This window comes from Deinococcus deserti VCD115, assembly GCF_000020685.1.
GTDB classification, from domain to species: Bacteria; Deinococcota; Deinococci; order Deinococcales; family Deinococcaceae; genus Deinococcus; species Deinococcus deserti.
The window spans coordinates 1,890,901-1,917,130 of record NC_012526.1 but is presented as its reverse complement, the minus strand read 5'-3'; the positions used below and the strand labels follow the sequence as shown (position 1 = coordinate 1,917,130).

General features: G+C 63.4%; 21 protein-coding genes and 1 tRNA gene. 3 read left to right on the top strand and 19 right to left on the bottom strand.

Annotated elements, in window-relative coordinates; all coding sequences use genetic code 11:
• Window positions 1–34: 34 nt before the first annotated feature.
• The 3 genes from DEIDE_RS09090 to plsY form a co-directional block, all read right to left on the bottom strand.
• A complete protein-coding gene (locus DEIDE_RS09090; RefSeq protein WP_012693661.1) occupies window positions 35–1,054 on the bottom strand; it encodes an aspartate-semialdehyde dehydrogenase in 1,020 nt (339 codons plus the stop codon).
• A 162-nt stretch (window positions 1,055–1,216) separates the two neighbouring features.
• Window positions 1,217–1,531 carry a hypothetical protein gene (locus DEIDE_RS09085; protein ID WP_012693660.1) on the bottom strand — a complete coding sequence of 105 codons (315 nt, stop codon included), beginning with the start codon at window positions 1,529–1,531 and terminating at the stop codon, window positions 1,217–1,219.
• A gap of 108 nt (window positions 1,532–1,639) precedes the next feature.
• Window positions 1,640–2,233, bottom strand: coding sequence for a glycerol-3-phosphate 1-O-acyltransferase PlsY (gene plsY / locus DEIDE_RS09080; protein ID WP_041227197.1), 594 nt, complete (start codon window positions 2,231–2,233; stop codon window positions 1,640–1,642).
• A 98-nt stretch (window positions 2,234–2,331) separates the two neighbouring features.
• Between plsY and DEIDE_RS09075 the strand changes: the two genes are divergently transcribed.
• Window positions 2,332–2,421: transfer RNA gene (locus DEIDE_RS09075), tRNA-Ser, on the top strand.
• 507 nt (window positions 2,422–2,928) lie between these two features.
• Here DEIDE_RS09075 and DEIDE_RS09070 read toward each other — a convergent pair.
• The 14 genes from DEIDE_RS09070 to DEIDE_RS09005 form a co-directional block, all read right to left on the bottom strand.
• A complete protein-coding gene (locus tag DEIDE_RS09070; RefSeq protein WP_012693658.1) occupies window positions 2,929–4,197 on the bottom strand; it encodes a cation:proton antiporter in 1,269 nt (422 codons plus the stop codon).
• 13 nt (window positions 4,198–4,210) lie between these two features.
• Window positions 4,211–5,575, bottom strand: a complete 1,365-nt coding sequence (locus DEIDE_RS09065) for an ArsB/NhaD family transporter (RefSeq protein ID WP_162485434.1) — start codon at window positions 5,573–5,575, stop codon at window positions 4,211–4,213.
• Window positions 5,576–6,247: 672 nt separating this feature from the next.
• Window positions 6,248–6,526 carry a hypothetical protein gene (locus DEIDE_RS09060; RefSeq protein ID WP_012693656.1) on the bottom strand — a complete coding sequence of 93 codons (279 nt, stop codon included), beginning with the start codon at window positions 6,524–6,526 and terminating at the stop codon, window positions 6,248–6,250.
• Between the two features lie 131 nt (window positions 6,527–6,657).
• The gene (locus DEIDE_RS09055; RefSeq protein ID WP_012693655.1) at window positions 6,658–6,840 is read right to left on the bottom strand and encodes a hypothetical protein; all 183 of its coding nucleotides are present in this window, start codon (window positions 6,838–6,840) and stop codon (window positions 6,658–6,660) included.
• Between the two features lie 400 nt (window positions 6,841–7,240).
• Window positions 7,241–8,443, bottom strand: coding sequence for an MFS transporter (locus DEIDE_RS09050; protein WP_012693654.1), 1,203 nt, complete (start codon window positions 8,441–8,443; stop codon window positions 7,241–7,243).
• Window positions 8,444–8,492: 49 nt separating this feature from the next.
• The gene (locus DEIDE_RS09045; RefSeq protein ID WP_012693653.1) at window positions 8,493–8,912 is read right to left on the bottom strand and encodes a cobalamin B12-binding domain-containing protein; all 420 of its coding nucleotides are present in this window, start codon (window positions 8,910–8,912) and stop codon (window positions 8,493–8,495) included.
• A 69-nt stretch (window positions 8,913–8,981) separates the two neighbouring features.
• Window positions 8,982–10,421, bottom strand: coding sequence for a glutamate--tRNA ligase (gene gltX, locus DEIDE_RS09040; protein WP_012693652.1), 1,440 nt, complete (start codon window positions 10,419–10,421; stop codon window positions 8,982–8,984).
• Window positions 10,422–10,478: 57 nt separating this feature from the next.
• Window positions 10,479–12,089, bottom strand: a complete 1,611-nt coding sequence (locus DEIDE_RS09035) for a thiol-activated cytolysin family protein (RefSeq protein ID WP_041227195.1) — start codon at window positions 12,087–12,089, stop codon at window positions 10,479–10,481.
• 168 nt (window positions 12,090–12,257) lie between these two features.
• Window positions 12,258–12,956 (bottom strand): hypothetical protein, encoded by a 699-nt coding sequence (locus DEIDE_RS09030; protein WP_012693650.1) that lies wholly within the window; start codon window positions 12,954–12,956, stop codon window positions 12,258–12,260.
• A 198-nt stretch (window positions 12,957–13,154) separates the two neighbouring features.
• Window positions 13,155–14,963, bottom strand: a complete 1,809-nt coding sequence (locus tag DEIDE_RS09025; protein ID WP_162485433.1) for an ATP-binding protein — start codon at window positions 14,961–14,963, stop codon at window positions 13,155–13,157.
• Between the two features lie 103 nt (window positions 14,964–15,066).
• Window positions 15,067–16,719: a DNA mismatch repair endonuclease MutL gene (gene mutL / locus DEIDE_RS09020; RefSeq protein WP_012693648.1), complete on the bottom strand. Its 1,653-nt coding sequence runs from the start codon at window positions 16,717–16,719 to the stop codon at window positions 15,067–15,069.
• Between the two features lie 78 nt (window positions 16,720–16,797).
• Window positions 16,798–18,171, bottom strand: coding sequence for an FAD-binding oxidoreductase (locus DEIDE_RS09015; RefSeq protein ID WP_012693647.1), 1,374 nt, complete (start codon window positions 18,169–18,171; stop codon window positions 16,798–16,800).
• Between the two features lie 130 nt (window positions 18,172–18,301).
• Window positions 18,302–18,685 (bottom strand): TlpA family protein disulfide reductase, encoded by a 384-nt coding sequence (locus DEIDE_RS09010; RefSeq protein ID WP_162485432.1) that lies wholly within the window; start codon window positions 18,683–18,685, stop codon window positions 18,302–18,304.
• A 237-nt stretch (window positions 18,686–18,922) separates the two neighbouring features.
• Window positions 18,923–19,777 (bottom strand): hypothetical protein, encoded by an 855-nt coding sequence (locus tag DEIDE_RS09005; protein ID WP_012693645.1) that lies wholly within the window; start codon window positions 19,775–19,777, stop codon window positions 18,923–18,925.
• Between the two features lie 385 nt (window positions 19,778–20,162).
• Between DEIDE_RS09005 and DEIDE_RS09000 the strand changes: the two genes are divergently transcribed.
• Window positions 20,163–21,242, top strand: coding sequence for an alpha-hydroxy acid oxidase (locus DEIDE_RS09000; protein WP_012693644.1), 1,080 nt, complete (start codon window positions 20,163–20,165; stop codon window positions 21,240–21,242).
• Between the two features lie 121 nt (window positions 21,243–21,363).
• Here the strand turns inward: DEIDE_RS09000 and DEIDE_RS08995 are convergent, their stop codons facing one another.
• The gene (locus DEIDE_RS08995) at window positions 21,364–22,662 is read right to left on the bottom strand and encodes a DUF2254 domain-containing protein (protein ID WP_242402896.1); all 1,299 of its coding nucleotides are present in this window, start codon (window positions 22,660–22,662) and stop codon (window positions 21,364–21,366) included.
• Between the two features lie 451 nt (window positions 22,663–23,113).
• Here DEIDE_RS08995 and DEIDE_RS08990 point away from each other — a divergent pair, with 451 nt between their 5' ends.
• Window positions 23,114–23,521: a hypothetical protein gene (locus DEIDE_RS08990; protein ID WP_041227193.1), complete on the top strand. Its 408-nt coding sequence runs from the start codon at window positions 23,114–23,116 to the stop codon at window positions 23,519–23,521.
• Window positions 23,522–23,575: 54 nt separating this feature from the next.
• Here the strand turns inward: DEIDE_RS08990 and mutS are convergent, their stop codons facing one another.
• Window positions 23,576–26,125 carry a DNA mismatch repair protein MutS gene (gene mutS / locus DEIDE_RS08985; protein WP_012693642.1) on the bottom strand — a complete coding sequence of 850 codons (2,550 nt, stop codon included), beginning with the start codon at window positions 26,123–26,125 and terminating at the stop codon, window positions 23,576–23,578.
• Between the last annotated feature and the right edge of the window lie 105 nt (window positions 26,126–26,230).

The following is a 26,230-nucleotide window of genomic DNA, read 5'->3' as shown; positions in this document are numbered from 1 at the left end:
TAGGGAGCCTTATGAAAGGGCGGGAGGCAGGGCCTCAGATTCGCTGCCGCTCTTTGAGCGCCCCGTGTTCCTGCAGGTATTCGGCGATCTGGACGGCATTCAGAGCCGCACCCTTGAGGAGCTGGTCACCAGCCACGAACAGGTCGATGCCGCCGTCGAACACCAGGGACTCGCGGATGCGCCCGACCTCCACGTCATACTTGCCACTGGCGGTCAGGGGCATGGGATAAAGCTTGCCAGACGGGTCGTCACGGACTTCCACACCGGCCGACGCGGCCAGCAGTTCGCGGATCTGCTCCGGAGTCGCCGGGCGCTCGAGCTCCAGCGTAATCGCCTCGCTGTGCGTGCGCAGCGTCGGGATGCGTACGGCGGTGCAGCTTACCCGCACCGAGTCGTCACCCAGAATCTTGTGCGTTTCCCACACGACCTTCATTTCTTCCTTGGTGTATCCGTTGTCCTGGAAGCTGTCGATGTGAGGGATGACGTTAAAGGGGATGGGATGCGCGAAGACCTCATGGGTCGCTTCCTGGCCGTCCAGTACGTGCCGGGTCTGCTCGACCAGTTCGTCCATGCCTTTCTGGCCGGCGCCACTGGTGGCCTGATAGGTGCTGACGATCATGCGCCGTACGCCGTACTTACGGTGAATCGGCGCGACTGCCACCACCGCGATGGCTGTGGTGCAGTTGGGGTTGGCGATGATGCCCTGGTGCTTCAGGGCCGCTTCCCCGTTGACTTCAGGGACCACCAGCGGCACATCCTGGTCATAGCGGAAGGCGCTGCTGTTGTCGATCACGACCCCCCCGCCCTTGATCCACTGATGGGCCAGCGCCTTGCTGACACTGCCTCCTGCCGAGGCCAGAATCACGTCGGCGTCGATGGGCCCTTCGGGGGTCACCTGCACCGTCAGCTCCTGGCCACGAAAGGTCAGCCGGGTTCCAGCGCTGCGCGGCGACGCATACAGCAACAACTCGTCAAACCTGAGGGTCGAGCGCTCCAGCACCTGCATCAGCTCGTGCCCAACCGCCCCGGTGGCTCCAACAATCGCTACGCGCATCTTCCAAACCTCCCAAACGAAAACCGCCCGCGCATGTCCTGCGGGGCGGCGCTGCACAAGGCGGGCCACCCTTAGGGGGTAATGGTCTCCACCAAAGCGCTCATGCTCTGAAGGGTAGAGGCTGCCGGGCAGGGGGTCAAGCCAGCGATCTAGAGGGCTTTCTCACCTGCGCCGGCGCAGCAGCCCCAGCAACCCGCCGCCTGAGCGCCCGCCGTCGCGCGGGGCAGGCGCAGGCATCACGTCTCCCAGGGTGATTTCGGGGGCCGGCATAGGGGCCGCCTCCCAACCGTAGGGCGTGGCGATCAGGCCGCCCAGGCGTCCGGCGGCATAGGTGGCATGTTCCCGCTCTTCCTGTTCGGTGCGGGCGCGTGGGTCGGCAAGTGCTTCAAGCAGGGCCAGCAGCGAGTCATCGTCGCAGGACCAGCACCCCTGCGAGAACTCGGCTTCCTTGCCGTAAATTCTGATTCTGACAGGCATCCGTGAACTCCCCACCGTGAAGGTCAATGCGCTTTGATTGTGGAACACCCACATCATAGCGCGCCTGCTCTCCACCGGAGGTGCCCGCTGCTCCAGCGAGGGTACTGCTCAGGTTTTCTCGCCCAGACGCCGCTCGGTGCCGGCGCGCAGCCGTCCCACGTTGTCCCGGTGCTGCCAGATCAGCAGCGCGGCGAGCCCTACCATGACGGCCATCAGCCACAGCGGGCGGTTCAGTGAGATGGCCAGAACACCAGCCGTGACGGCGCCCAGAATGCTTCCGGCGCTGACAAAGCGGGTCAGCCACATGCAGCCCAGGCCCACCACAAACGCCCCGGCGCCCACCACCGGATCAATGGCGGCAATGGTGCCGAAACTGGTGGCCACACCTTTGCCTCCACGAAAGCGCAGAAAGGGACTGAAGTTGTGCCCGATGACGGCCGCCACTCCACAGAGGGCTGCTCCCATGGGGTCCAGGCCCAGTGCACGCCCCAGCCATACCGCCAGGGCTCCTTTCAGGATGTCGAACACGGCCACAGCCAGCGCCGGACCCTTGCCCAGCGAGCGCAGGACGTTGGTCGCGCCGCTGTTGCCGCTCCCTACAGTGCGGATATCTACTCCACGCGTACGCGCGACCCAGGCCGCCGCTGGAATAGAACCGATGAGGTAAGAGGCGGCCACAGCCAGCACCACGAGAAAGATCACAACGACATTGTATGCGCCTGTATCTCCATACTGGCCACGCAACAGAGACGTGGCTTCATTTGCATTTCGGGCGCGTCTCCGCTAGATTGGCTGCCGCTGGAACGGTGTCCGAGTGGTTGAAGGAGCACGCCTGGAAAGCGTGTATAGGGGCAACTCTATCGAGAGTTCGAATCTCTCCCGTTCCGCCAGATAGAAAAGGGCGTTGCAGTCGGTATACATCGGCGCAGCGCCTTTTTCGTTTTCCGAGTCTCGTCAGCCCCCTCTATACGCTTGGGTACAGATGACCAGTCGCAAGGGTGAATTGGTTCAGCAGTTCCGTCGCCTGTTGCCAGTTCAGGCATGTCGCCGAATTCCGCGTTGGCTGGGAGGCGAAGTGGTGAAAACCTCGTCCAGAACAGCAGCCACGAAACGGGCCGCTAATTGTTACGTCTGGAAAGCATGGCTGAGGCAACTCTGTCGAGAGCTCGAACTCCTGCAGAGCGACTACCAGCACAACAGAAACGCCCGGTGTCGGTCCGGGCGTTTCGTACATAAGTGGGCGATAGCGAGGATGCTCAGAATGTTACTCTTCCGCCTCCTTGACGACCATCAGTGCAGACTGTGTCATGAAATCTGCCAGTGCTTGGGCAGACAGGCCGGCCGGCTTCCTGAAGGCGCAAATCTTGGGTTCAGACCAGACGATGGCTGTTCGCAGCTCAGGCAGATTCAGGAAGCACATCATTGCCCGCCTTGCGAGCGAGCTGGCCAACCGTCAGGCCCTGCACGATGATGGAAAACACCACGATGACGTAAGTCATGACCAGGAAAAGCTCACGAGCCGGACCAGCAGGCACTGTGAAGGCCAGGGCAACGCTGATCGCCCCGCGTAAGCCGCCCCAGATCATCAGCCGCCGGGTAAACGGGGAAAACACATGTCTTTTGCCCAGGAGCATCACGGGAACCTGCACGCTAATGGCGCGGATCAGCAACACCAGTGGAATCGCGATCAGCCCGAGCAGCAGGGATTGTGTGCTGAAGCGCACAACAACCACTTCAAGAGCCAGCAGGGTAAACAGAAAGATATTCAGCAGCTCATCGGTCAGATGCCAGAAGCTGTCGAACTTCTCACGGCTGGAAAGGGCTGTGGGTCTACGGTCTGTCAGTGAGCCGACCAGCAGGCCCGCGGCAACGGCGGCCAGCGGGGCCGAAACGTGCAGGTGCGCTGCCACGGCCGTGCAGGCGAGCACCAGCCCAAGCGTGACCAGTACCTCCACGACAAAATCGTGAACCGAGCGCAGGGCCACGTAGCCCAGGACTCCCAGAACCGCGCCCAGCACCAGTCCGCCCAGGGCTTCCTGAGCGAAGAACCCCAGCACACCGCTCGCGCTCAGGTCAGGCCCGTGCGCTCCGCCGGTCGCTGCAGCGATCCCAGCCAGCACGGCGAAGGCCACCACGCCGACTCCATCGTTGAACAGGCTCTCGCCCGCCACCAGCGTCTCGATCCTCTTGGGAACCTTGGCCTGCTTGAGCATTCCCAGGACCGCGACAGGATCGGTAGGGCTGATCAGCGCACCGAACAGCAGACAATACACCAGTGGGATCTGCAGCCCGAACAGGTTCAGCAGGCCGTACATCGTTACTCCTACCAGCCCGATTGAGAGTGCGGTGGACAGCAGTGCAAAGGACACCACTGGGCCCCTCAGGCTCCACAGGGCGTGGGAGTTGACTCCCAGGGCTCCAGCAAACAACAGGAAGGACAACACGCCTTCAAAGACAAAGTCGTCGAACTCGATGCCGCGTACCACGCTGACAGCTTCCAAAGCCAGGGGAACATTCAGGGCAACCAGCACAAAGACCAACATGCTGACCACCAGACCGCCGACCGTGACCCCAATCGAGGCCGGAAGTTTCAGGACCCGGGCATTGAGAAAGGCAAGCGCAGCTGTCACGCAGACCAGCAGAGTCGCCAGATCAAGCATTCGCATCAGAAGTTGCTCCTCAACCTGTCAGCTGGAACACGAGGTAGTAGAGGCCAAGCGCCAGGACAACAGTCAGCAGGGCCACAGGTGTGGCGTAGCGCATGAACTGCCCGAAGCCCAGCGGATGACCTTCGCGGGCCGCAATGTCGGACACGACGATATTTGCAGAAGCACCGATAAGCGTCAGGTTACCGCCCAGGCATGCGCCCAGGCTCAGGGCCCACCACAAGGGGTCCATACGCGCGCCCATGGTCGTTTGAAGTTCTTTCAGGACGCTGGCCATGCTGATGGTGAAGGGGATGTTGTCCACGAAGCCGCTGATGATGGCGCTCGAAAACCCTACCAGCAGGATGCCCAGGCCGATGTCCCCTCCGATGGCGCCGGTCAGGGCGGTGGCCACCTGTTCGAAGACCCCGACATGTTCCAGGGCACCCACGACAATAAACAGGCCCATAAAGAACAGCAGCGTCGCCCACTCCACTTTTTCAAACAGCTCTACAGGGGAGAGGTCAGCAATCAGCAGCAGGAAAGTGCTGGTCGTCAGCGCAATAAGGCCAGCTTCCAGGCCAATGGGATGACCCACCATGAACAGCACGAGGGTGACCGCAAAGATTGCCAGGGCCTGCTTCATCAGTTTCGGGTCGGTCTTGATCGGCTGGTTGTCCGTCAGGATCTGCTGGAGACGCGCACTCGCCCCGGTGGTCGCCAAGTCTCCGCGCAGCTTCATCAGCAGATGCATCATGGCGATTCCGACGAACGTGGCAATCGTGGCATACGGAGCGACATTGACCAGGAATTCGCCGAACCCTTTTCCAGCGACCGAGCCGATGATGATGTTGGGGGGGTCTCCGACCAGTGTGGCGGTGCCCCCGGTGTTACTGGCCAGAATGACCGCAATAAGGTACGGAATCGGTTTGAGTCCCAGCCGGGTCACTACCGTAACGACCACCGGAGCCATGAACAGCACCGTCGTGACGTTGTCGAGAAATGCACTGAACAGGGCAGTCAGCAGACTGAAAATCCACAGGACGCGCACCGGTTCGCCCCGGGTCAGGACCATGGCGCGCCGGGCCACAAGATCAAAAAATCCACTGCGGCTCAGCACATTAACGATGTTCATCATGCCGAACAGCAGAAAAATGGTGTTGAAGTCGATGCTGCCCCAGGCCTGATCTGGCGTCAGCAGCCCAACCACCATCACGGCACAGGCTCCCAGAAGCGCGGCCACCGTGCGGTGCACGTACTTCTCGAGCAGGATCATGGCGTAGGTCAGGACGAACAGGGAAATGGCCAACACCATGAGTGTGGAGTCACTCATGTGGAGGCCCAGGGTCTCGGGCAGGGTCTGGTGGGCGGGTGCAGTCTGATGGGCAGGTTCAGTCATAAGTCATCCAGCGGAAAAGAGAGGCGTAAGTGTGAGGGGAGATCCTGGCACCGCACTCAGCCGGGCGGGAGCAGAGTCGACGCGGAGAGTGGCGGCGGCAAGCAGAATCTGGTGGGGTGGGTGCCGGGGCTGACAGGGGTCGTCGGCACCTTGGAGCAGGGATGTTCATTGGGGTAAAGAAGCCTCCTGAAACTAAAGAAATAGGAGGAGTCTGTAAGCAGACTCCTCCAGTTCGGCGTATGGTCGCCGGTACCCGTCAGAACGACAGGATTGTACGCTCATTGTACATGCTTAACGTGCCTGGGTCACGGTTCAGCCCTGCGGCTCCACCCTCTGTCCTGTGCTTCATGGAGTGCTCTTATGACAGGAGCCTGCTCGGGAAGATGTCAACCCCATTGAACAGGATTCTCCTGAGCGCATTGAATAAAATGAACACCTACCCGATGCGATTTCCTGGTTCTTTTCCGGAACCGTGCGTACAAACGCACCTCTTTTCTGCCCTTTGCTCTCTCCCGCAGTGTCAGGCCACTGATGGGAATGTGCAGTGAGGGCCATCTCGCGTGCTCCGACTCCGAACGGCCTCTAACTGGCTTCCTGCGGAGGGACCGGTGAATTATTGATGACGGCGAAAGGTCAGACCACTTTGTTGGCAGCCTGGGCCCCAGGCCATTTTCAATAGCGATACATCACAAGCAAGGAGAAAGCGCGCAGAATGAGCACAACAGCCATGATCCCTGCGCTTATCAGTGCCATGCGGTGGTCCCCCTGCCTCCACAGCACGAAAGTTCGATGGGCCATGTACACCACCAGAAGGATCGTTGAGATGACGCTGATCGGAACTTGGTACTCCTCCAGATACGCTTCGAACGACTGATAGATCACTACCGCCAGCAACAACGCCCCCAGCAGCCATGCGCCGCCCTTCCAATCCCATTCCTGCACGGGGTTCATAGGTCATGGTAACCCCGCCATACAGGTGGTGCTGCCTCATATCAAGCAGGGTGGACAACAGTGACAATTTATCTCACTGCCAGGAGGCAGTGGCCAGCGCTTGGTGATCCTCAGTTGCCTCAAATTAGGTGTCAACTTATGCCGCCCTCTATAGATATGATCTCGCCGCCCCATTCCTGATCGTCCTCGTCGGGCAGCACGTCGTGTCCTGTGACGCCGCCGCGCCTCAGAAAGCTGGTCAGAATGAAAGTGTCATTGGGCAAACCTTCCAGGCTGTAGCGCCCCCAGGTCTGGGTGGAGTGGCGGCGCAGCATGTGATGGCCCACTTTGAAGCTCACTGTGACTTCGTCGCCGCTTTGCAGGCCGGTGTGACCGCTGTCGATTCCTTGCCTCTGAAACAGCGGTCTTGATCAGAAATTTCACCGTGCCAGCGGCCTTTCAGAACAAAGTTAATTATAGGTGCAGATCTCCTGGAGACGAGAAGACTGGTGCGAGCTGAGATATGCCAGACGCTGAAGGTTGAGGCTTCAGCTGCCATCCCACAAGTACATCCGGAAAATCCGAAACGCGTGAGGAGAATTCAAAGCGGCGCCCGCCTGACCTGTGGCCCCGCCGCGCACCATCACTAAAAAATCCGGCTGACACGCAAAATGCTGTCGGCCGGATGCATCGGGGAGGATGGAGCTGCCGGTATAGACCGGACGGCACCGGGGCTCAGGGCTGGACCGACGACACCTCGCGTCTCTTCCCGGAGCGCCACGCACTCAGAAGGGGCAGCAGCGAAAGAACTGCGCAGGTCAGGGCCAGGGCCGGAAAACCGGCGCGGGCAATCAGCAGGCCGCCCAGCAGGGTCCCCGTCCCGGAGGCCACGTACCCCAGACTGTCAGTCACCCCCTGCGCAGCCGGGTAACGGGTCAGGAACCGGCTGCCACTTACAAAAACCAGGTTCCAGCCCAATCCCAGCAGAAACATGCTGGCCCCCAGCCAGGCGGTGCCAGGGCCCAGGGCACTGAGCGCCGCGGCGACCAGCAGCGCGGCACCTGTAGCGTAGCCAAAGCGCATGCCCAGGCGGTCGACCAGCGGACCAGTTAACCAGCCAAACCCAAACATCCCGGCAATATGCGCGCTGATCAGCCCGGCCACTCCGGCATGATCCACCCCAGCATGATGGGCCCGCAGCGGGGTCAGGCTCATCAGGGTCACCATGACCCCCTGGGCGGTCGCCAGGCCCAGCGCTGCACTGCGTACCCCCGCGATAGAGAACGTTTCCCGAAGGGGTGGACGGCTCGAACGGACTGGCAGTGGCTCCCGGGTGGCTGGAGGGGTCCACGCCCTCATCAGGACCGCGGCAACAGACAGAAGTGCGGCCGCGACCAGCCACCCGGCGATCTCGGCGGTGGTGCCCAGCCGCTCGCCCAGTTGCTCTACCGCCGAGGAGGCACCTGTAATCAACAGGGAACCCACGACGCTCATCAGCATCAACAGACCCAAAGCTGAGCCCCGCCGTTCGGGGGCAACACACTCGGCGGCGGCGTAGCGCGCCTGCTGGTACCCACCCTGCGCAGCTCCCATCAGTGCAGCGCCCATCAGGAACACCGGCACCAGCCCGGCACGCGCGCCCAGAAAGCCGGTCACGGCGCCACTGACCCCCAGGACGAAGGCAGTGGTCAGACCGAAACGCCGTCCGCGCGACAGCATCAATGCCCCGAACATCCCCGCCGAAAGGGCTGCCGCTGAACTGATCAGCGTGGCGGGCAGGCCGCTGAGGTCCTCGCGGCCAAGCCCGCTCATAATCACGCTGGACAGAATTGTACTGACCGTGGTTGCCCCAGTAGCCAGCGCCTGCGCTCCGTACAGTGGGAACAGCTGCCCGGCTGTAGACCGGGCGGTGGCGCTGGCTGGGGCCGTTTCAGTCATGCGGAATGACAGTCATGACAGGGAGGCTGGCACTGCAGACGCCAGGGGCTCAGGAGCCCTGCGCCTGCCAGCGGCGCTGCACTTCGGTGCGCAGGTATTCCGCTGCGTCCTGGGTGCTGGCGCCAGGTGTGAATACCTTACCTACACCCCATTCCTTGAGCTGCGGCAGGTCCTGATCAGGAATGATGCCGCCACCAAACACAATGATGTCGTCGACACCCTTTTCGCGCAGCAGCGCCATAACTTCGCGGAAGTAATGCATGTGCGCGCCTGAGAGCACGCTCAGGCCAATGGCGTCCACGTCTTCCTGCACCGCAGCGTTGACAATCATGTCTGCTGTCTGGCGCAGCCCCGTGTAAATGACTTCCATTCCCGCGTCACGCAGCGCGCGGGCCACCACCTTGGCGCCCCGGTCATGGCCGTCCATGCCGGGTTTGGCGATCAGAACCCTGATGCGGCGATCTTCCATTCGTGATTCCTCCTAACGAGCGTTTGGTGCATTCTACGCGCCCGGGGGTGGCATCGGCGCTTTCCGGGCTCAGCTGCGGCTGGCGCGCTCTATCCGGGAGACCACGCGTTCGCGGCCCAGGGTTTCAAGCAGGTCCGGCAGATCCGGACTCTCCATGGTGCCGGCAACGGCGGCGCGCACCGGCGGCATGACCTTGCCGAGCTTCAGGCCCTGCTCCTCGGCGTAGGCCTGAAAGGCGCCTTTGATGCTCGCGGCGTCGAAGCTGGGCAGGTTTTTCAGGCGGGCAGCCACGGCAGGCAGCACATCGCGGCCCGCCTCAATAGCTTTCTGGGCTTTCTCGTCCACAGGGTAACTGTCGGACCAGAAGTAGGCGGTCTTGTCCATAAAGTCCGAGAAGACCTCGATACGCGGCGTCATCAGGCGGGACACAGCGCGGAAATAGGGATCGTCCGCACCGGTGACTCCGGGCAGCTCAACCTTCTGTCCGGACAGGTGGGCGTGCAGGCGCCGGGCCACCTCCTCCTCGCTCAGCACCTCCCGCAGGTACTTGCCGTTGTACCAGCGCAGCTTGTCGAGGCTGAACACCGGGCCGCCCAGCGTGACGTCTTCCAGGCGGAAGACCCGCGCAAATTCGTCGAGGTCAAACACTTCCAGGCCGTCCGGGTGCGTCCAGCCCATGGTGGCCAGGAAGTTCAGCATGGCCTCGGGCAGGAAGCCCTGCTGCTGGTACCATTCCACGCTGGTGGGGTTCTTGCGCTTGCTGATCTTGCTCTTGTCGGCATTGCGCAGCAGGGGCATATGAGCCCAGACCGGCTCGGGCCAGCCAAAAGCGCGGTACAGCAGCACGTGAATAGGCGTGCTGGTGATCCACTCCTCGGCGCGGACCACATGCGTCACGCCCATCAGCCGGTCGTCCACCACGTTGGCCAGGTGGTAGGTGGGAAAGCCGTCAGCCTTGAGCAGTACCTTGTCGTCGATCTCGCGGTTCTGGAAATGAATCGGGTCGCGCAGCCGGTCATTGACTATCGTCTCGCCGTCACGGTCCACCTTGAGGCGGATCACGGCCGGCTCGCCAGAGTCCACACGGCGCTGGGCCTCAGCCGGGTCGAGGTCGCGGCTGGGAATCGCGATCACGCGGCCCTGGGCCTGCGCGGCCTCACGCAGGGATGACAGCTCCTCAGGCGTCTCGAAGGCGTAGTAGGCGTGGCCGGACTTTACCAGTTGCTGGGCGTAGTCGCCGTACAGGTCGAAGCGTTCGGACTGGCGGTAGGGGCCGTTCTCGCCACCCTGCAGCGGCGACTCGTCGGGCGTCAGCCCCAGCCACTGCATCATCTGAAAAATGCGCTTCTCGCTGTCGGGCACATAACGGTTGCGGTCAGTGTCCTCAATGCGCAGGATGAACTTTCCGCCGCCCTGGCGTGCAAGCGTGTAATTGAACAGGCCGATATACGCGGTGCCGACGTGAGGATCACCGGTCGGGCTGGGGGCAATGCGGGTTACAACAGACATGAGGCACAGGATAAAGGGCGTGGGACGGTCATCGCCCCACGCCCCTTCCTATTGGGCTCAATTGTTGCGGCTGAACTCCACGATCATGACTCCATCGGCGTCAGCCTCCCCGCGTTTGCGGAACTCACGTCGGACCAGATCGGTGGACTTAAGTTCTTCTGCTACGGCTCTCAGATCTATGGCCTCGTTCCAGACGCCGATCACATCGTTCGGAGAGCCTGCGTCCCAGTCCATCAGGCGGCCCGTCAGGGTCATGGTGCGGGCCTGCCCATAATTCAGTGTCAGGGGCTGCGCAGCACGGTACAGGTTCAGAGTCTGACCTTTATACAGGTCTACCCGGTTGCCGGAGCCCAGGCTCCAGATACCCGTTCCGTCCAGGGCAACTTCGCCAAACACGTCATCGTATTTGCTGTCTTCCGGTTCGATAGAGCGGTATGACACGCGCACCCAGGCCTTCACGCTGTTGGGGTTACAGACTGATTCGGCGAATTCGCCTGTAGTAGAAGACGCGGCGTAGGTCCCGTCCGTGAAGTTGCGGGCTGTAAAGCTGATAGGCACCAGGGTACGCGGGTCAGACGTGTCCCTGAAATATTGGGCCAGTTTCTGGGTACGGATCAGGTCCACGACAGCCTGCTCGCTGCCGCCAGCGGCGTACACGTTGAAGCGGCTGTCGCTGAGCACCTTCTGTGATTCGGCCTGAGCGCTGGCGCTGACCCCGGAATAGGAGGCGTCGAGAGCGGCCTTCATCTGCTGTGAGGTGTAGCTGCTGGTCATTTCGACAAAGAGCAGCCGGCCATAAGTGATCGAGTCGATGTAGGCCGCAGGACTGCCTGGGCTGGTCACCGCCGCCAGATCTTCAGCAGTGGGATTCTTCAGGAAAGCTTCGGTGGCCGAGCGTCCACCCAGGTCCGCGTTCATGGTGAAGGCATTCTGAACGAAGGCGGCCGACACGCGGTTCTGACGGTTTTCACTGCTGAGGCTGCCAGCTGCCTTGACGCTGTAGCCGATACCGCCGGCTTTCAGGCCCAGCTTCAGGGCAGACGTTTCGGCGCTGCTCTGCTCGGTGATCTCGTAGCGGACGGTAGACCCGAAGGGGTTGCCGACCATACCCTGACGCACGGCTGCTGCAGCCAAGTTATAGGCGGTCTGGTTGGGGGCAATGGTAGCTGAACCGGACACGGTGGACAGTGCTGAGGTCACGCGGTAGGGGTTGCGCCGGTCTTCGGGAATGTTGATAGCAGTCATGCTGCCAAGTTCCAGGCCAGCGGTCCTGACCAGCGAGCCCACCCACAGCTTGTCCTGGTCCAGTGTTTTCATGGCATGTTCGGGCGGCGCGGCACGCAGGCTGTAGCGCTGAACGGAGCAAGCTACCTGTCCGTCCGGCGTGTCCTGAACCACCTGTGTAGCTGGTCCGACCCTAGTAATGGGCGGCAGCAGGAGCGGAATAATCAAGGTAGGCCGGGGAATCTGCGTGAACTGAATATTGGCCAGTGTGATCATGTTCATCAGCTCTGCCCGGGGAAGCTGATCGAGCTGGCGCAGAGTCGTGGGAAGCGGCCGCAGCGGCTGGATGATGACAGGTGCCGGGCGCATCGGTTGAATGGGTTGCACCGGCAGCGGCCGCACCTGGGCACCGCCCCACGAATGCAGGAACGAAGCCAGGACCATGACACACGTTGCCCGTCGCGTCCATGTGGCGTGAACCGAGGCTGGGAGGGACTGGGCGCAAGAGGAAGGTTTAGTCATTGGAATCCTCCAGAAACTCCAGGGGGCGGCACATAACGCTGAGCAGGGCATCCTGCGCCCAAAGCAGGAATCCTGTTATTGATCACGGTTTTAACGCTGGCAATCAAGCCGCACGCGGAAGCTGGGGTCGGCGACGGTGTAGCGCAGCGAGGTGTCCCGGCCTTTGGACCTGGGATCAAGCACAAACACGAGTTTCTGTGGCTTCCCCTCGCCGCGTTTCTCGAACTCCTTGCGGACCACGAAGCCTCCGCCCGGGGGCAGGGCCTGCCGGATGGCCAGCGACCAGGCGTCCCCGGCGCTGGAATGGGTCAGCGTGTTGCCGTCAGTGGTGGCCAGGCTGAGCTCCTCGCTGTAAATGTCGATTCCCGTGGCGGCCGTGGTGCTGATTCGCTTGCTGGTGCCGTTGCGCACCTCGACGGTCACGCCCCACTGCCGTCCCAGGTCCTCGACCTTCTGCACCCGCAGCCTCAAGACGCCGTTGAACAGCTGATCCCCGATGCAGCCCTCGACAGCCGCTACCTGATTGGCACCGCCAGGCGCCTGAGGTGTGGTGGCCGGGCGCGCTGCGCCAGGCAGGGTCAGGTTCAGGGTGCCCTGCGCGGTGGCCGCTGTGACGCCAACGGCACGCAACGCGTCCAGAGGCACGTATGTCTTGCCGTCTACCACGATGGCCCGTCCCGGGGCAGGCCGACCATTGATAACCACAGTCCAGCTGTTTTGACTCTGAGCCAGTGCCATGCCCAGCACCAGCACACCCAGAACGGCCCTGCGTTTCCCTTGCTGAATCATTCTTGCACCTCTCCCTGGAACGAGCTTGCGGGGACAGAAGGCAGCTTAGGAATATGTGCGTGGCAACAGCGTGGCAAAGCCGGGACTGGCAGAGTTGAGTGGTCAGAAGGGGCAGTCCCGGGACCACTGCTCCGGGCTTCAGGACCTGCATGGCGCCGGTTCTGGGAAATCAGGGCAGATGCGTTCCTGTGGGGCCCCTTACGGCGCCAGCCGGAGCTCGTTCTGGGCAGCGCGCTGAGCAGGGTCCTCATGCAGGGCAGACAGGACCCGGGTTTGCAGGAGGCGCCGGCTGGCGACGGGCAGCCCGGCCAGGACAGAGACACGGAGCAGGTCGTAGGCAAAGCGCTCACCCTGCCACAGCCCTGCCTGTTCCAGTGCCTGCAGATCGGGGGTCAGCGTCAGTGCCTCGGTGTTCAGGACCCGTCCAGCCAGCTCCAGGCTGAATGCCCTGTCTGCCACAGCGGCCACCTGCGCCAGCCGGAGCGCTCCTGCCGGCAGGCTGTCGAGCCGGCGCCGGATAATGGCTCCGGTCTGCCGGGGTGGGAGCATGTGTGAGGTCAGCCCGTGAATCAGCTGTCCCTGGTCCATCAGATACCGCGCCGTTTCCAGAGCAAACAGTGGGTTGCCACCGGTATAGCGGTGCAGCGGAACAGACAGCTCTGTCGCCTGCGCTTCCGGCAGGCCCAGTCCGCGCAGCAGATCAGCCAGTGCCGTGCATGACAGTGGCTGAACCTCAATCAGAGCGGCGGCGCCCCGCTCGACCTGGGTCTGCACTGCCTCCCACGCGGCGTCCGGCAGCTCACGGCGCTGAAAGGTGGCCAGCACGCGCAGAGGTGGCCAGGGGGGAACCGGTGGACCAGCAGTAAAGCAGGCGCCGAACTCGAAACTCTGGGGGTCAAACAGATGCAGGTCGTCGGTCGTCAGGGCCACGTATCCGCGGGTTCCCAGGGCCAGCAGCGCCATGCCGGCCTCGAACAGCCGGAGCCGGTCCTCGTGCGAGGAAAGAGGCGGCAAGACCTCGTTCCACATGCCGGGCAACAGGCGGGAGAGTTCCCTCCGGGCCCACGGCGCCAGTTCGTTCATCAGACCCGGTTGCCGTTCCAGGAGTTGCCGCAGTCCCCGCGCAATTGATGCGTAAGGCAGACCCACATCGCCAGGACGGCCATCGTTGGGTACCGAGGCTCCCTTGGTCGCCACGAAGTCGAGCATCAGCCGTGTCTTGCCCACTCCTGGCTCGCCACACAGATAGGTCATCTGGCCCCGGGCCCAGGCCTCTTCCAGCTGGGCCCATTCACGTTCGCGGCCCACCAGGGGCAGAACAGACGCGGCTGGCAACGCTGGAGAGGGCGTACCCCGCAGAATCTCGCGCGCCAGGGCCACCGTTTCTGGCAGAGGCTCAAGCGCCAGTTCGTCAGCCAGCACCTGCCTTAACCGGGCAAACTGCTGGAGGGCCGCGCCACGCTCGCCCAGCCGGGCATGTAACCGCATAACCTCCCGGTGATGAGGTTCAGCCAGTTCGTCACTTCGCAGCAGTTCCTGATGCAGGGCCAGCGCGGTCCGCAATTGCCCGGCCTCCTCCTCGGCTCTGGCACATGACGCCAGGAGACCGTGATGGATGCATGCCAGTGCCTCACGGCGTTGCTGCAGCCAGAGCTCGAAGCCCTCGGCACAGCGCAGGTCAAAGCCCTCGAGCAGCTCGCCTCGCCAGAGCCTCAGCGCGGAGCTGCACTGTCCGGCGTGGTACTGCGCTTCAAAGCAGGTTACGTCACAGGTATGACCTGCCGGATCAAGAGCCACGGCATCCGGAGACGTGACCACAAGGGAAGCCAGGGGCGACTGGCGCAGACGGTACACTTCGCGTCGCAGGTGGCCGCGCGCACGTTCCTCGTCTGTGTCGCCCCACAGCAGACTGGCCAGCATAGCGCGGGATGTTGCGCCTTCCACAGCCAGATACGCCACCAATGCAAATGCCTTGCGGGTGGGCAGCGTGACGGGCCGCCCATTCACACACAGACTGAATCTGCCGAGCAACAACACTTCAACCATGTTTGTATGCCCCCACATATCATGCTCCCTCTGGCGGGGGAGAGGGCCAATCTGAACGCAGGTGTTAGCGGCCAGGAACCGGTGCCGGTTCGGTGTCGCGCCCACGCGCCACGTCACGCACGCCGCGTCGGCCAAAAGCATGGGCCAGATCACGTTCGGCCAGCCGCAGGGTGGTCGGGCGGCCGTGCGGGCACGACCAGGGCTGTTCGCAGGTGCTCAGGGCGGCCAGAACCTGTTCGCCCAGTTGCAGAGTCAGCATGCCGGCTTTCAGGGCAGGTGCGCAGGCCAGCCGCGCCAGAACGTCGCGTTGAGGGTCAGGGCCGTCGCCGAGTGCGGCCTCGACAATCTGTTCGTGCAGTCGGGGAACAGGCAGTGCGGCCAGGGTGGCCGGCACGGTCCGCAGCCGCGCCAGACCAGCACCGAAGTCCTCGATAGTCAGCCCCCAGCTTCGCAGTTCAGGTCCGCGTTCGTGCAGCCGGGCCAGCTGGCCCGGGGTCAGGTGCAGGAGTTCCGGCTCCGGCAGCTCATGCGGCGGAGCTGCCCTCAGGTCACGGGTCAGCTGTTCATACAGCGCGCGCTCGTGAGCGGCGTGGGCGTCCACGATCCACAGGTCTCCCTCTCCCTGCGCCAGCAGATACAGGTCCTGATAGAGGCCAAGCTGGGTGAGGCGCGGGAAGCTGCTCTGACGTGGGGCTGCCTCGCTCTCGGTGGGAGATCTCAGCGCTGGCATACCCCGTGCCAGGACCTGACCCGCCATGGCCTGTGCCACCGCGTCACGGACCTGGGCGGCTACCGCGCCAAGATCAGCCAGCGCGACAATCTGTTTGGCCGGGTGAACGTTCGGGTTCTGATTCTCGGGTTCGACTGTCAGATCCAGCACGCACAGCGGTGCCACGCCGGCCGGAATCAGTTCGGCGAGCCCTTCGATGACCGCCTTTTCCAGTTCGGGTGCAGCCACCACGGGTCGGCCGTTGATACTGAAATGCATCCGGTCCCGCCGCGCCCGGGTCAATTCCGGGCGGGAGACCACGCCGCGCAGCCCCGGAGCTTCCAGGCTGACCACCCGGTTGGCGCTGAGCGGGCCATAGACGCTGGCCACCGCACCCCGGTGGTCGGACGGTGCGTGCGTCAGCCGCGCTTCCCCATCCACGGTAAGGCGCCAGTGCAGTCCCGGATGGTGCAGCACGTAACGGCCGATCAGTGTCGTGATCTCACGGACCTCGGCGGCGGGCGTCGCCTGGGTCCGCAGCCGGGCCGGCAGATGGGCAAACAGATGCCGCACAGTCACGGTCGTGCCTGCGGGGGCAGAGGTGCGCGAGACGCTGAGCTGATCACCGTGAGCGCTCACCTGCGCCGCGCCGACCTGCTGCGCCGGGCGGGTGACCAGCTCCAGGATACCCGCCTGTGCCGCGGCCCAGAGCGCCTCACCCCGGAAGCCCAGGGTCGTGACCCGGTTCACGGCGTCAGTCTCGGGGGCCAGCTTGCTGGTCGCGTGCCGGGCGGGGGCCAGGGCCACCATGTCGGCCGGAATTCCCGAGCCGTTGTCACGCACCCGCACCAGCGAAAGCCCGCCGCCCTCAACCTCGATGTCGACCCGGGTGGCCCCAGCGTCCAGGGCGTTGTCCAGCAGCTCACGGACCACGTCCAGCGGGCGCGACACCACCTCGCCGGCGGCGATCAAGCGGGCGACATGAGGGGGCAGGACGTGAATCTTCATAGGTAGGGTCCGTCCTGAGGCTAGCGCACCGTTCCTGGAACGATTGCGCTGGGAGTTTTATTCGCTCGCAGGCGCTGCTCAGCAGTCCGGCAGGATCTTGCCGGGATTAAGCAACCCGTGTGGGTCGAGCAGCATCTTGAGGTCCCGCATCAGGTCCAGGGCCTCGCCGTGTTCCTGCGCCAGGAAGCGTCGTTTGTGTAACCCCACCCCGTGCTCGCCGCTGCAGGTGCCGCCCAGGGCCAGCGTCTGCGCGATCATCCGGTCATAGACCGCTTCTATACGGGCCCAGACTGTGGTGTCGTCGGGCCGGGCATGGAACAGCACATGAAAGTTGCCGTCGCCCACGTGACCCAGCAGGCTGGCGTGCAGGCCCTCTGCGTCCACCTGGGCTCGGGTAAACGCGATGATCGCGGGCAGATGTTGCAGCGGCACGCACAGGTCGGTGCTGAGGGTGGTGTGGTCGGGGTACAGCGCTTTGAGTGCGTAGAAGGCGTGGTGACGGGCCTCCCACAGGGCGGCGCGTTCAGCAGCGGTGCGCGCCATACCGACTTCCAGGGCCCCGGCATCCAGGCACAACTCCCGGCACAGGCTCAGCGCTTCTTCCAGTGCAGCCGCACTGGGCGAGGCCAGTTCGATCCACAAGGTAGGCCGCTCGGGAAAGGACGTGCCCTTGTGCACATTGACGGCCCGCAGCCCCTCAGCGTCCATCAGTTCCAGCCGTTCGGGTTGCAGGGCGGCCGCCATCACGCTGACCGCACAGGCGGCAGCCGCCTCCACATCCGGAAACGGGCAGCGCAGGGCGACCACATGAGACGGCAGCGGCCAGAGCCTGACCGTCAGCTGGGTAATGATCCCCAGCGTGCCCTCAGCCCCGATAAACAGGTGCTTGAGGTCGTAGCCTGCGCTGGTCTTGCGCGCGCGGCTCCCGACCCGGATGACCCGCCCGTCCATCAGGGCCACCCGCAACTCCAGCACGTTGTCGCGCATGGTGCCGTAGCGGACCGCTCCGGTGCCGCTGGCATTGGTAGATGCCATGCCCCCCAGACTGGCCTCGGCGCCCGGGTCTACCGGGAAGAACAGCCCCTGCGCCCGCACCAGCCTGTTGAGTTCGGGATAGGTGACCCCCGGCTCGACGGTGGCCTGGAATCCGCCGGGCTGCACTTCCACCACCTTCTTCATACCGCTGACATCCAGGGACAGGCCGCCACGAAGGGGGATCAGCTGGCCTTCCAGGCTGCTGCCAGCGGCAAACGGCACCACCGCAAACTGATGGGTCCGGGCCAGGGCCAGGGCGTCCACCACATCTGCCTCGCTCAGGGCAAAAACGACAGCGTGGGGCCGCACGTGTTCAAGGCCGCTCTCGTCCCGGCCGTGGGCATCCAGGACAGCCGGGACAGTGCTGAGCTGCTCTCCGAAACGGGCATGTAGCGCGGACAGAGCCTCAGGGGTCATGTGTCCATGATGGCGCACCGTGGTGTCCGGCCTGGGCTCCAGGCGGAAGCCGGCGGCATCAGACTGTTGATCATGGGAGCGTTCCCCGGGAAGACTCGGCCATTCATCGGCCCTAAGTGAGTTGCTGCCGTCAGCTCAGGCCCAGCTGGCTCCTGACCTGAGCCTCATTTTCTGGGTTTCCCACCAGCGTGGACTCCACGTCTCCCGCTGCACTGGTCAGCACCAGCGTGGGAAACGCGCGGACGCGGTACTGTTTCCACAGTTCTCCCCGACTGTCCAGCAACAACTGATCGCCATAGGCATGCTCGGGGAGGTCTCCCCGGCGGGCGTCAATAACCCGCAGGTCAACCCCACCCGTGGCTGCAAGCCGCGCAATATAACGGTCCATCTGATCACACCCGATACATGCTTCGGCTTTGAAATAGAGCAGCGTACGTCGCTTCAGATTCAGTGCGGCGGGAGGGTGAATGATTTCGCCTGGTCGTGGGCCACTTGAGGCAACAAGCTTATCCATCAGGGGTCGCAGGAACCGGGGAAGTCTGATATGCACAGGCATCTGGTTTTGGATACGGTGCAGTATGCCTTGAAGGTTCCAAAACATGTCTTGGCGTTCAGAAGAGAGATGGAAAACCAGAGCCGCCAGGAAACCATCCCTGGCGGCTCTGTGAAAAGGATTGTCTGCTCACCTGTTTCCTGGCAACACAACCCGAGATTGGGCAAATCTAAAAAGTGCTCAACTCAAGATCAGGAATCAGGGTTCTGATACCGGCGTTGTCATGGTGACCTGCACAGGCTCGTCGGCTGGGGGGATGAAGGGCGTCTTGCTCAGCAGGTGGTCCAGCATGGCCGGGAATGCCATGTTATTGGGGAGAACCATGACCTGTGTCTGCATGGTGATGCGGTGCACGCGGTTGACCTTCGCCGCCACCCTGCGGGCCATGGAAATGTGTCCATCGGGCTCCTGCCCAACGTTGGCGATGACCAGAAACAGTTCGTCGGTCAGCTGGAACAGCCAGTCGCTGGCGCGGAGCTCGCCGCGTACCGCGTCACGCGCCCGGCGGAGGGTGGTTGCCACTTCATCCGAGCCGTACAGCTGCCGGGCAACCGGCAGGTCGGTGATTCTCACGGCCATAGCAGCTCCCTGGCCCCCTGAGCGCTGATATTCAGCCTGCAGCACGCCGACGAACATCTGTGCCAGGCCTGCACCGGGCAGATCGGTGACTGCATGAAGTTCGGTCTGCTGGGTGAGAAGCTGGGCCTGCTGGTTGATCATGGATTGGGCAGTGCGGGCCTGATACGCCACTTCACTGCTCAGGCGGGGCAGCACCGCCGCGCCGACCAGCCACAGCCAGTTCAGGCCTGGGGCAGCGGCTTCAGAGACCTGCAGAGTGCCACTTTGCCAGGCTGCGGCTGTCACGATTCCCAGAACCAGTCCCAGAGCCAGGCTCCAGCTGGGCGACAGCAGAGCGCCGGCCCCTACTGCCACCAGCAGACCAAGCCCCAGAGGCCAGCCCAGAACGGCGCCTGCGACAAAAGCACAGCTGCTCAGCAGAATCACCAGAAGGAGAAGAGGAAGCCTGATACTTTTTTCGACGGTAAGTGACATGAAGGGGTCCTTTGAATGAGGCGGTGGTAGGACGTTTTTTTCATTTTAGATACAAACTTCATGCAAGTCCGTTACAACGCAGGCAACTCTAGTATTTGCGCCTGGAGACGGCATGGCCGGGTCTCCTTAATAAAGCTGTGGCCTGTAGGTGGACACTCCTGCCGGCTTTTGCGGCCCTGCCGTTCCGGTGTGAGCATGGATGAACGCGCGGCAGTCAGATGAGCGCCTGCATGAAACCGCGGCCGCCTTCCTGAGAACACGTCGGATTCCTGCTGCTGAACTGACCCGCGCCGGGGTCCAGAATGCTGCTCCATACCGCCGTGGCTGGCTGGATATGCCAGCATGCGGTGCACTGTAACCCCCGTTCCCCTCGACAGGAGGCCCGATGACTGCCCTGGACCTGCCCCAGCTGCTCAACCTGACCGACATGGAAACTGCCGCGCAGCAGATCATGCCGCCCGACGCTTTGAACTATTACGCCAGCGGCGCCAACGACGAACATACCCTGCGCGCCAACCGTGCCAGCTTTTCCCGCGTAAAGCTGCGCCCGCGTGTTCTGGTGGACGTTTCCCACATAGACCTGAGCACCGAGGTCCTTGGCCTGCCGCTGAGCTTTCCGGTTGGGATTGCCCCGTGCGCCATGCACGGCCTGGTGCATCCGGAAGCCGAGGTCGCCACGGCCACTGCTGCCGCCGCTGCCGGCAGCCTTGCCACCCTCAGCACCATGAGTCATAAACCCATCGAGGATGTGGCCCAGGCAGCGGCAGGCCGCATGTGGTTCCAGCTGTACCTTTACCGTGACCGCGAGGTCAGCCGTGACCTGGTGCAGCGCGCCGAAGCCGCTGGAGCCCGCGCCCTGGTGCTGACGGTAGACACCCCATTTCTCGGCCGGCGTGAGGTAATGCTGCGCTCACCGCTGCACCTGCCTGAAGGCATGAGCCTGCCCAACGTGGGGAGGCGACAACCCGGCACCGAGCACCTTGATGACCTGAATTACCTCAACACCCTGTTTGATCCCAGCATGAACTGGCGGGATCTGGAGTGGTTGCGCTCGGTGACGCGGCTCCCGATCGTACTTAAAGGTATTCACACCGCCGAGGACGCGGCCCTGACCGTGGAGTCCGGCGGGCATGTCTGGGTCAGCAATCACGGTGGCCGGCAGCTCGACACCGCCGTCACCCCGCTGGAAGTCCTGCCCGAGATCGTGCAGGCGGTCCAGGGCAGGGCTGAGATCTACCTGGACGGCGGCATTACCCGTGGAACCGATGTGCTGAAGGCCGTGGCTCTGGGTGCCCGCGCGGTATTCCTGGGCCGCGCGCCACTCTACGGGCTGGCCCTGGCGGGCGAAGCCGGAGTGCGGCATACCCTGGAACTGCTGCGCGAGGAACTGCAGCTGGCCATGGCCCTGTGCGGCAAGGTGCGGCTGGCTGAGCTTGGACCAGACTTGCTGCGTCCGTCCACGTAAAGACAGCTTCAGCACATCAGGCGCACTCCACGGACTTCATAGGACCTTGGAAACCTGGAACGTCAGGCGTGGGCTGTGGCGGTAGAGGAGCTCCAGGCATCTGAAGCTGACGCGAGGGCGGTCACTCGTGAATCTGAACAGGGAGTGGCCGACCCGGGTCCAGTAATCTTCGCGCGTCGTTGCAAACACTGACGAAACGCTGGTATCGCCGCTCCAGGGCGTCACGGTCATGCTGAGCTTCAGTGTGTTCAAGAGCTTCTTTGTAGACGAGGTCGGCATGGGTCTGCAATACGCTCCGCCGGTCCGGATCCACGAGCGCTGCCGCTGAGCGTGTAAGAACCTCGAGCATGCGGATCATGACGGACGGATGGGTCCTGCCGTACTGCCGGATCATGTTGAACATGGTTTCCACCAGCCCGGAGAATTCAGGCTGCGGCATGATCAACCGTACCTGGCCTTCTCTCTCGAACTGTCCATTAATCAGGCCACGGTTCTGAAGGGACACCAGGGCGTCACCCAGGTGATCCAGGACGGTCATGGCTGTATACGGATCATTCATCGCTGGCGACAGGGCCCGGGAAGCCACCTCCACGAGTTTCCGGGCGGCATACTCGATATCCTGGTTGGTCGTGCGAGTCTTCCCGATGGTCAATGTGCGCGGAATGCCCTTACACGCCTGCGGGGTCACCCAGGCGACCGGAACGTCTTTCATGATGAAGTCGCCCGCCCTAACCAGAAGGCAGACGGTCACGCCGTGGCTTACCGCCAGATGCACCAGTGCATCGGTGTCAACACTCTGAAGGTACCCGCTGCGTGGCGCATACACAATATCCTGCTCCTTCCATTCTGGCGGAAGCAGGTGCGGCTGGTCGTGGCGCTGTCCCTGGACCGTCTGGGTAAGCAGCGTCCGGCACAGGTCATCGTGGACCGAGCTTATGACGTATCCCACGTTGATGCTCGTGGCCACGTGATGAATAAAGTAGATCAGCACGATGACGCTTATAAACGTGAACAGCAGCGCCAGATATACGCCTAGATGTGGGATGAAATCAGTCTGGCTGCTGTCGCTGGGAACCGACCGTAGGATCGTGAACGTATAGGCGACGGTTCCCAGGAACGTTCCCAGAGAGACGCTGTTGCGCCAGTCACGTGTAAAGCTCTCCATCAGCCGCGGACCCATCTGGGCCGAAGCAATGCTCAGCGCGGTGATCGTAATGGTAAAAACTGTACCTGCAACACCGAATAAGGAGGACGCGATGCCTCCCAGCAGGGACCGGGCGCCTTCCACGCCTCCGGGAAACAGGAGAAGCCGGGGCGGACCAGAGTGGCGCAGCATCCCGTCTATCCGGATGGTCAGGACAGCCAGCAGCACTGCAAGGACGACCATCAGGCTGGGCAGAAACCACAGGCTGTGCAGCATGTCTCTCAGCCGGGTTCCCAAGCGCGAATAGACACGTAATCGCATCAGCTTTCTGCCACCGGCCTGTGCCTCATCTGCCCGCCACTTCCGCTGGAGCGGTTCTGGCCCTGAAATGTCGTCCATCTGAACTGTTTCACAGGCGGCTCGCCTAGATCGGCCAGCCATAGCCCTGCAGCGAGTGTCAAGGTCGGTCTGCTGGCCGGCATGCCAGCCACCTTAGCACCGGCTGTGGAAGGATTTTTCCTGGCGCACTTTATTGCACATTGAAGAGCGGCCTGGCTTTCTTCTCTGGAGCCTGGATGGTCGGGGCAGGTTTTGCAGGCAGGAAAGAAGATGGTGGCGGATGGACTCACGGAGCAGGCGGGGCAGGGGGGTTGAGCCATAGTTGCCTGCTCTGCGCTGCTGTAGCGCACCTGCTGCCCACAATCTGTGACCCGTTAAGCTGATCTGGATGAAGCGTGCTGCCCTGGCCTGTCTCCTGGTTCTCATTGCGTGCCAGAAGAGAGATCCTGCCGGGACCCTCACGCCCACGGCCAACAATTACACCAGCGTTCCCTCTGTCGTCCTGAATTCAGTACTGGGCGAAAACGTGCCTATGCGCCTGGCAAGCAAGGACTATCTGATGCTCGTTTCCTATCCGGACGATATGGAATTTGACCGGTACAGTGACTGCGACCTGAAGGTTGAACTGCGCAAACATCGTGCGGAGCAGGGCGAAAATATCTATTCCCAGATGGCCCCCGGAACTCTTGACTCCATAACCGTAGCGCTGGATGAGCCTGGACTCTACCGCGTCTGGATTGCCGCCAGACACGACTACTGTGCGCCGACACTTGTATTTCAGCCGGTGGATACTTAGACCGGTGCGCGTCACGCGCAGGAGCTGGCCTCAGGGCAGCGCAGGCGCTCTACGCTAGCCCTCGACGGTTTCCGGGACGCCTGTTGTCGCGGCCCTCTGCCAGCTGTGCAGGACCTCCAGCGCCTGCATCGGCGTCAGGCGGCTGAGGTCCAGGGCTGCGAGTTCGCGGATCAGCCGGCGGTCGTCGCCCTGGGCGTTCAATGAGGTCAGCAGCTGAGCCGCCCGGTGGGTGACCGGGGCGGGAAGCCCCGCCAGACGTGCGACTTCAACACCGTAACTCTGCCGGGCCGCTCCAGGCACCACCTGATGGTAGAAGGTCAGCCCCCCCGAGCCCGCCGCATCTTCCTCGGCGGCCACGTGCAGGTTGACCAGTCCCGGAAAGTCAGCTTCCAGGCGTGTCAGTTCGAAATAATGGGTGGCAAACAGCGTGTGGGCGCGGGTGGCATGTAGGTGTTCAAGCGCGGCGTGCGCGATGGCCAGCCCGTCGAGGGTGCTGGTTCCCCGGCCCACTTCATCCAGGATGACCAGACTGCGGTGGGTGGCGCCGTGCAGGATGGCGGCCAGCTCGCTCATTTCGACCATAAAGGTGCTGCGGCCGCCGGCCAGATCGTCAGAGGCGCCGATGCGGGTGTGAATCGCGTCATATACGGGCAGCTCTGCGCGGTCTGCGGGCACGAAGGATCCGATCTGGTGCAGCAGCGCGCACAGGGCCACCGTCCGCAGATACGTACTCTTACCGGCCATATTCGGCCCGGTCAGCAGCAGGGTATGGCGACCTGTGCCCAGCTGCGCGTCGTTGGGCACAAAACGCCCGCCTGCCGACCGCTCCACGACCGGGTGGCGCGCCTGCACCAGCCGGGTCTCGCCGTCCGTGGTCCGGGGCCGGGTCCAGCCGCTTTCTACCGCCAGTTCTGCCAGGGCCGAGAGCACGTCCAGCTCGGCCAGTGCACCAGCAGCTTCACTCAGCGCCTCAGCGTGGGCCGACAGGGCGTCGCGCAACTCCGTAAAGACCTCTATTTCCAGGCGGCTGGCCGCTGCCTCCAGCCGGGCAATTTCGCGCTCGCGCTCGCGCAGGTCCGGACGGGTAAAACGCGCCCGGTCCTTGAGGGTCGCCACCTGACGGTAATCCGGCGGCACCTTGCTCAGGTGAGGCCCGGTGACTTCCAGGTAATAGCCAAAAACATTGTTGAAGCCGACCTTCAGACTGGAAATTCCGGTGCGCTCCCGCTCCGTGATCTCCAGCTGCGCCAGCCACTCGCGGTGGGCCAGGGCTCCGGCACGCAGCTCGTCGAGTTCGGCGTGAAAGCCGTCGCGGATCAGCCCTCCATCCCCAAGCCGCAGCGGTGGGTCGTCCACCATCGCGGCCCGGATGCGCGTGACCACATCCGGCAGGGACGAGAGCCGGGTGTGTACTCCCGCGAGCAGTCCGTCCTGTCCAGCCAGCAGTGTCACGGCGTCGGGCAGCAGATCCAGTGTGCGCGCCAGGGACGCTACCTCCCTGGGAGACGCGCGCCGGGTCGCGACCCGGGCCGCCAGGCGTTCGAGGTCGTGGGCACGGTAGAGCAGCGAGCGCACGCTGCCGCGCAGATCCGGCGCACGGGTCAGGGCCTGGACGCTGTCGAGCCGGGCCTGGATGCTCAACTCATCCAGCAGCGGCGCTCGCAGCCAGGCGCGCAGCCGCCTTCTTCCGCCCGCCGTCCGCGTCTGGCACAGCACGTCCATCAGGGTCACGCCCTGTGGCGACTGCGCCTGGAACAGCTCAAGCGCCCGCACCGCAGCTTCAGGCAGACGCATGTGAGCGCCAGGTTCAAAGCGCACCACCCGCCGGACCATGGCCAGCTGGCCCTGCTGGGCCATGCGCGCGTAGCCCAGAATGGCCCCGCAGGCCCGGACCAGGGCCGCCGAGTTCAGTGACCCGGGCACCTCGCCCAGGGTCCTGTGCAGCTCTGCCCGGCTGGCGTCCTCGGCAAAATTGGCCGGCGAGAGCATCACCGGAAAGCGTCCCTGAAAGTCCGAAAGCAACGCCGGATTCCCGGCCAGCTCCGGTGCCAGCAGCACCTCTCGGGCACGGTGGCGGCCCAGTTCGTCATACAGGGCCACCCGGGTATGAAACGCCGCCGCCCGGAAATCTCCGGTGCTGACGTCCAGCAGGGCCAGCGCGTAGCCATCGCCCGTGGCCACTGCCGCCAGATAGTTCTCGTCAGCGCCCAGGTGCCGTTCCTCGGTCACGGTACCGGGGGTCAGGAGCTGCGTGACCTTGCGGTCCACCAGCCCCGTTCCGGCTTCTTCCATCTGATCGGCCACCGCCACACAGACGCCAGCCGCAAGGAGCTTTTCCACGTTCTGGTCCAGCGCGCGCACCGGAATGCCGGCCATGGGGGTGCTGAAGTCCTTACTGGTCTTGTGGGTCAGGGCCAGACTCAATAGACGGGCGGTCCGTTCGGCATCCTCACCGAATGTCTCGTAAAAGTCCCCGACCTGAAACAGCAAGATGGCATGAGGCAACTGCTGGGCAACTTCGTCCCGCATGCGCACATATTGATCCAGCATCGGCGGCAGCGACCCCGACCCGGTTCCTTTCAATACACTCTGCGCTGCTCGCATGGGCGCCAGAATACCTGGGCAGCTGCGAACAAATGGCGAATGGACGTTGAATTCCCGGCGTTCCTACCACCAGGGCGTCAGGAGGGTGGTTCTACTCGTCGCACC

Excerpts from the sequence above, each read along its gene's own strand:
- DEIDE_RS09090 (WP_012693661.1), bottom strand. The coding sequence starts at position 1,054 with ATGCGCGTAGCGATTGTTGGAGCCACCGGGGCGGTTGGGCACGAGCTG.
- DEIDE_RS09085 (WP_012693660.1), bottom strand. The coding sequence starts at position 1,531 with ATGCCTGTCAGAATCAGAATTTACGGCAAGGAAGCCGAGTTCTCGCAG.
- DEIDE_RS09070 (WP_012693658.1), bottom strand. The coding sequence starts at position 4,197 with ATGCGAATGCTTGATCTGGCGACTCTGCTGGTCTGCGTGACAGCTGCG.
- DEIDE_RS09065 (WP_162485434.1), bottom strand. The coding sequence starts at position 5,575 with ATGACTGAACCTGCCCATCAGACTGCACCCGCCCACCAGACCCTGCCC.
- DEIDE_RS09060 (WP_012693656.1), bottom strand. The coding sequence starts at position 6,526 with ATGAACCCCGTGCAGGAATGGGATTGGAAGGGCGGCGCATGGCTGCTG.
- DEIDE_RS09055 (WP_012693655.1), bottom strand. The coding sequence starts at position 6,840 with ATGCTGCGCCGCCACTCCACCCAGACCTGGGGGCGCTACAGCCTGGAA.
- DEIDE_RS09050 (WP_012693654.1), bottom strand. The coding sequence starts at position 8,443 with ATGACTGAAACGGCCCCAGCCAGCGCCACCGCCCGGTCTACAGCCGGG.
- DEIDE_RS09045 (WP_012693653.1), bottom strand. The coding sequence starts at position 8,912 with ATGGAAGATCGCCGCATCAGGGTTCTGATCGCCAAACCCGGCATGGAC.
- gltX (WP_012693652.1), bottom strand. The coding sequence starts at position 10,421 with ATGTCTGTTGTAACCCGCATTGCCCCCAGCCCGACCGGTGATCCTCAC.
- DEIDE_RS09035 (WP_041227195.1), bottom strand. The coding sequence starts at position 12,089 with ATGGTCCTGGCTTCGTTCCTGCATTCGTGGGGCGGTGCCCAGGTGCGG.
- DEIDE_RS09030 (WP_012693650.1), bottom strand. The coding sequence starts at position 12,956 with ATGATTCAGCAAGGGAAACGCAGGGCCGTTCTGGGTGTGCTGGTGCTG.
- mutL (WP_012693648.1), bottom strand. The coding sequence starts at position 16,719 with ATGAAGATTCACGTCCTGCCCCCTCATGTCGCCCGCTTGATCGCCGCC.
- DEIDE_RS09015 (WP_012693647.1), bottom strand. The coding sequence starts at position 18,171 with ATGACCCCTGAGGCTCTGTCCGCGCTACATGCCCGTTTCGGAGAGCAG.
- DEIDE_RS09010 (WP_162485432.1), bottom strand. The coding sequence starts at position 18,685 with ATGGATAAGCTTGTTGCCTCAAGTGGCCCACGACCAGGCGAAATCATT.
- DEIDE_RS09005 (WP_012693645.1), bottom strand. The coding sequence starts at position 19,777 with ATGTCACTTACCGTCGAAAAAAGTATCAGGCTTCCTCTTCTCCTTCTG.
- DEIDE_RS09000 (WP_012693644.1), top strand. The coding sequence starts at position 20,163 with ATGACTGCCCTGGACCTGCCCCAGCTGCTCAACCTGACCGACATGGAA.
- DEIDE_RS08995 (WP_242402896.1), bottom strand. The coding sequence starts at position 22,662 with ATGCTGCACAGCCTGTGGTTTCTGCCCAGCCTGATGGTCGTCCTTGCA.
- DEIDE_RS08990 (WP_041227193.1), top strand. The coding sequence starts at position 23,114 with ATGAAGCGTGCTGCCCTGGCCTGTCTCCTGGTTCTCATTGCGTGCCAG.
- mutS (WP_012693642.1), bottom strand. The coding sequence starts at position 26,125 with ATGCGAGCAGCGCAGAGTGTATTGAAAGGAACCGGGTCGGGGTCGCTG.